Annotated in this window: 4 protein-coding genes; 3 read left to right on the top strand and 1 reads right to left on the bottom strand. The window is 36.2% G+C overall.

Annotation, left to right across the window (positions count from 1 at the left end):
* Positions 1 to 306 precede the first annotated feature (306 nt).
* Both QUG14_RS00005 and map read left to right on the top strand, forming a co-directional pair.
* The gene (locus QUG14_RS00005) at positions 307 to 1149 is read left to right on the top strand and encodes a pentapeptide repeat-containing protein (protein WP_289338380.1); all 843 of its coding nucleotides are present in this window, start codon (positions 307 to 309) and stop codon (positions 1147 to 1149) included.
* Positions 1150 to 1271: 122 nt separating this feature from the next.
* Complete coding sequence (gene map, locus QUG14_RS00010; RefSeq protein WP_289338381.1) at positions 1272 to 2015, top strand: type I methionyl aminopeptidase; 744 nt, start codon at positions 1272 to 1274, stop codon at positions 2013 to 2015.
* A 108-nt stretch (positions 2016 to 2123) separates the two neighbouring features.
* Here map and QUG14_RS00015 read toward each other — a convergent pair whose 3' ends face one another.
* Complete coding sequence (locus QUG14_RS00015) at positions 2124 to 3101, bottom strand: ring-cleaving dioxygenase (RefSeq protein WP_289338382.1); 978 nt, start codon at positions 3099 to 3101, stop codon at positions 2124 to 2126.
* Between the two features lie 304 nt (positions 3102 to 3405).
* Here QUG14_RS00015 and QUG14_RS00020 point away from each other — a divergent pair, with 304 nt between their 5' ends.
* The gene (locus QUG14_RS00020) at positions 3406 to 4626 is read left to right on the top strand and encodes a DUF438 domain-containing protein (RefSeq protein ID WP_289338383.1); all 1221 of its coding nucleotides are present in this window, start codon (positions 3406 to 3408) and stop codon (positions 4624 to 4626) included.
* The last annotated feature ends 267 nt before the right edge of the window (positions 4627 to 4893 follow it).

Consider the following 4893-nt stretch of genomic DNA (forward strand, 5'->3'; position numbering starts at 1 on the left):
ATTGCCAGGCAAAACGAAACACAACCTGATAAGGGGTGTGTTTTTTTTGTGTTGTCGCAGTGTTAGCAGAAAATTCGTGCCTGTGAGACGCACTTTTAAGGATATAGGGTTCGATAGCCCGAGAATCGCACCATGGTATTGTGTTTTTTTTTTAGATAAAGGGAACGATTCTTAAAGATTTCATAATGAACCCGAATATAGGTGGAGAAAAGACGGATTGTCACCTACTGTGGTAATATAGTATCTAGTTAAAATTTTCAAAAGAAAAATAAAGCTAGTCTTTTTTAATAGAAGGAAGTGTTCCAATTGTCAAATACCCTAACAGTAGAAGACGATACTCTTAAAAATTTACGTGCTGACTGTAAAAATTGCTTTGGTTTGTGTTGTGTCGCCTTACCTTATGCAAAATCAGCTGATTTCGCCTCTGATAAAGACGGGGGTACTCCCTGCCACAATTTACAATCTAATTATCAATGTGGTATACATAAGGACCTTAGGAATAAAGGGTTTCGTGGCTGTTCGGCTTATGAATGTTTTGGCGCTGGCCAAAAGGTATCCCAATTCACATATAAAGGGATGGATTGGCGCACGAGTAAAGATATTGCGCAAGAGATGTTTAACGTGTATCCGATTATCCAACAACTTCACGAAATGCTTTGGTATTTAAATGAGGCACTCTCCTTAGAAGTTTCAAAATCTATCCATAAAGAATTACAAGATAGTATCGAAGTAACAGAAAATCTGACCTCTAAAAGTCCAGGATTTATACTAACAATTGATGTAGCGGAACATAGAGTGAAGATAAATGAATTACTGATTCGTACGAGTGAATTGGTTCGGGCTCAAGTAACCAAAAAACAGAAAAATACACGACGGCCAATAGATTATTTAGGCGCAAAATTGAGAGGTGCAGATCTAAAGGGAGCTAATCTTAGGGGTGCTTTATTAATTGCTGCTGACCTTAGAAATGCGGATTTAAGATGGAGTGATGTCATCGGTGCGGATTTTAGAGATGCAGATATCAGTGGAGCTAATCTTATAGGGAGTATCTTTCTTACTCAGGCTCAAGTAAATGCGGCAAAGGGTAATAAACATACTAAATTACCAACTACAATAGTAATGCCTGCCCACTGGTATCAAGAAGGATAGTTTTTAGGAAACATCTACTTTATATAACTAAGGAAACATACTTGAATTTTTACTATAAGTAAGCCTAAAATATAAGAATGGAAAGTTTACAACGATATTAATATGATAAGTAGGGAAAACACATGATAGCAAAAACAGAAGAAGATATTCAAGCGTTGAAAGAAATCGGCAGAATCTGTGCCCAAATTAGAGATGAGTTGGTACAAAGAACGGTACCTGGTATAACTACAAAAGAACTTGATGAAATAGCTGGAAAGCTTTTTGAAAAGGAAGGTGCAATTTCTGCTCCAAAAGGTGAGTATGATTTCCCTGGATACACATGCATCAGTGTCAATGAGGAAGTGGCACACGGAATCCCAGGTAAGAGGGTCATTCAAGAAGGTGACATCGTAAATATTGATGTGTCAGGCTCAAAGAATGGTTATTTTGCCGATACAGGTATTTCATTTGTTGTAGGTAAAGGTGAAGAGATTCTAACCAAAATTTGTGATGTTGCAAAATTGGCTTTTGAAGCAGGGCTTAAGAAAGCAAAACCCGGTTCAAAGAAGAGTGGACTTGGAAAAGCAGTCATCCAAACGGCACGTCAGCATGGATTGACGGTTATCATGAATCTAACAGGACATGGTATTGGTCGAAGAATTCATGAAGCCCCAGATCATATCTATAATTATCATGATACATGGGATGACGAACTACTAAAGGAAGGTATGGTAATCGCATTCGAACCTTTTATCTCCACGAAAGAAGAGGAAGTTTTTCAAGTAGAAGGTGACGATTGGACCTATGTAACTGAAGAAAGTTATGTAGCGCAATACGAACATACCATCATCCTTACAAAAAATGGACCTATCATTACAACACTATAATCAAACATATGTGCCAGCTGCCTCCCGTGCCTGGCACTTTTTCATTTTTAAAGGAATCTCCATACTTCACACAGAAAAAAGCGGAGTCCAACCGGCTCCGCTCAATTTCTATTCTTTTTTAAATTTAATGGTACTTCTTACGGTGTTAATTGGACGTACCAATTTTTCAATTTGATCACGTTTTGATTCAAAAAATGGAGGAAGAGATAGCTTTTCGCCAAGGGTTTCGTAAGGTTCATCTCCCATAAATCCAGGACCATCTGTTGCAAATTCAAATAATATTTGAGGGGCAACTCTTGAGTATAGAGACCCGAAAAAGTACCGATCGACAAACCCAGATGTTTGTAATCCAAATCTTTGCATTTGTTTGTCCCATTCATCTAGAACAGAACGATCTTCAACCCGGAATGCTGCGTGGTGAACCGTACCGAATCCTTGTAGTGCCTGTGGCAGGACCGCGTTGTATTCCACTACTACTTGTGCACCATTTCCACCTTCACCTACCTCGAATAAGTGAAAGGCTCCTTCTTGAGCTATCTCTTTAAAAAGCAGTACCTTTTCCATCATTTCTTTAAAGTAATCAAAGTTAGCAATTCGTACAAAAATAGGGCCTAAACCGGTAATTGCGTATTCCAATGGAATTGGACCGTTCTGCCATGGAATTCCTGCAGCAACTCCTTTGTTGTTTTCATCAGATATCAATTGATATTGTTGATCATCAAAATCAACAAACGACAAGGTTTTTTTGCCAAATTGTTCTTTTATTCCGATATGGGGTATGTTTAATCGATCAAAGCGCTTTACCCAATAATCTATTGCAGCGTCACTAGGTACACGGAATGAAGTTTTTGAAATCTCATTTGTTCCATGAACGCCTTTTGGAATACCGGGGAAATCAAAAAATGTCATATCTGTCCCTGGGCTCCCTGTGTCGTCTGCAAAAAACAAGTGATAGGTTTGTATATCATCTTGATTTACAGTTTTCTTAACTAAACGCATTCCTAATACATAGGTGAAAAATTCATAATTCTTCTCGGCACTGCTCGTTATCGCTGTTACATGGTGTATGCCTTTTAAGTTATTCAAGATTATTCCTCCATTTAATATGTCTTCGATTATATTTCCCTTTAAAGCCCGATAAACTCCTCAGGACATGGGTTGATTAATTCCTTGAAACTAAATATCTTTAATTCGAGATAAATATAACACGGAAAAAAATCGCTGTCAATTTCTCTGTTCATAATTCGTTCTTAAATTTATCACATTTTTTAAGTTTATTTCGGTACCAATGATGTTAATCACAATCAGATTTTTAAAAAGGTGTTATTTTATGTATGAGATTTATTATCAATTACCATTTAATCAGAGTAACTAGCGAAGGAGAATACCTATGAGTGAACTAATTAATAATCGTGAACAACAAACAACAAATACAAATAAACGACAAGCGATTCTAAAACAAATCTTTAAAGATCTTCATGAAGAAAAAAATGTAAAAGAGGTAAAAGCACATTTTGATGCGTTTATCGGAAAAATTACCATCGATGAAATTTCCCAGCTGCAGCATGATTTTGGTGACCTCTCAGTAGAAGAAATACATCGTTTGCATGCAAAACACACAGAAATTTTTAAAGGCTCTATTGAAGAAATAGAAAAAACAAATAAACCAGAGGAACAACCAGGTCATCCTATACACATCTTTATATTAGAAAATAAAGAATTAGATAAATTAGTAAATACTCAACTTCAGGTTCATTTGGAGCAGTTTGAGTTGGAAGATAGTCAGGATAATGTAATTAATCTTCTAGAAGATATCAATCTATTGCTCGATATCGATAAGCACTATAGCCGGAAAGAAAATTTAATTTTCCCTTATTTAGAAACATACGGAATTTATGGACCAACAAACAACATGTGGCGCATCAACGACTTTATCCGTGATGCAATTAAAGATGCAAGACAAAAGTTAGCTTCATATAACGGGGACAAGCAAGCAGTAATTGAAGTTTTAAATTTTGTTATTCAAGAAGTTATCACTATGATTTACAGAGAAGAAAACATTCTTTTTCCGATGGCATTGAACAATTTTACCGAAGATGAATGGGTAAAAATAGCACGTGAAAGTGATGAAATTGGGTATTGCTTGATCGCACCTACTGAAGTATGGAAGCCCGAAAGGCATGCATTGGAGGAAAAAGCAATCTCTGATGGATATATTAAAATGGAAACAGGGATATTATCATTAAAACAATTAGAGTTGTTATTAAATCACTTACCTGTGGACCTGACTTTCATTGATCAAGACGATGTAGTACGTTACTTCTCTCATGGAAAAGAAAGAATTTTTGCCCGTACTAAGGCTGTTATTGGGCGAACGGTTCAAAATTGTCATCCACCAAGAAGTGTACACGTAGTGGAGGAATTGCTAGCAGACTTCAAAGCAGGCAGAAAGGATACGGAAGATTTCTGGATCAAGTTCCGTGATAAATACGTATACATCCGTTATTTTGCTGTTAGGGATGAGAGTGGTAAATACATTGGAACCCTGGAATTTACACAAAATATTAATCCAATCCAAGCGATTGAAGGGGAAAAGAGGATTATGTCTTAGGACCGGTATATGAGGACGCGTGGAGAATTCCACGCGTTTTTATTATTGGAAGATATTACTATTGAAACAGTTGTAAATAAGGTGATATTATATAAAAGTTCCCTTCGAGAGGGAGTCAAACATTTAACTAAAATTAAGAATATGTTGACTTTTTTAAGGTGAATATGATATTATATTTTCTGCTGCTATTAAACTAGCAAAATTGTTCTTTGAAAACTAAACAAACAAGAACGTCAACAAAAATTTTTTAGCTTTTTATAAAAGCTA

It is taken from the genome of Neobacillus sp. CF12, assembly GCF_030348765.1.
Taxonomy (GTDB): domain Bacteria; phylum Bacillota; class Bacilli; order Bacillales; family Cytobacillaceae; genus Neobacillus.

Bases quoted from the DNA above. Each gene is read 5' to 3' on its own strand.
- map (WP_289338381.1), top strand. From the start codon at position 1,272: ATGATAGCAAAAACAGAAGAAGATATTCAAGCGTTGAAAGAAATCGGC.
- QUG14_RS00020 (WP_289338383.1), top strand. From the start codon at position 3,406: ATGAGTGAACTAATTAATAATCGTGAACAACAAACAACAAATACAAAT.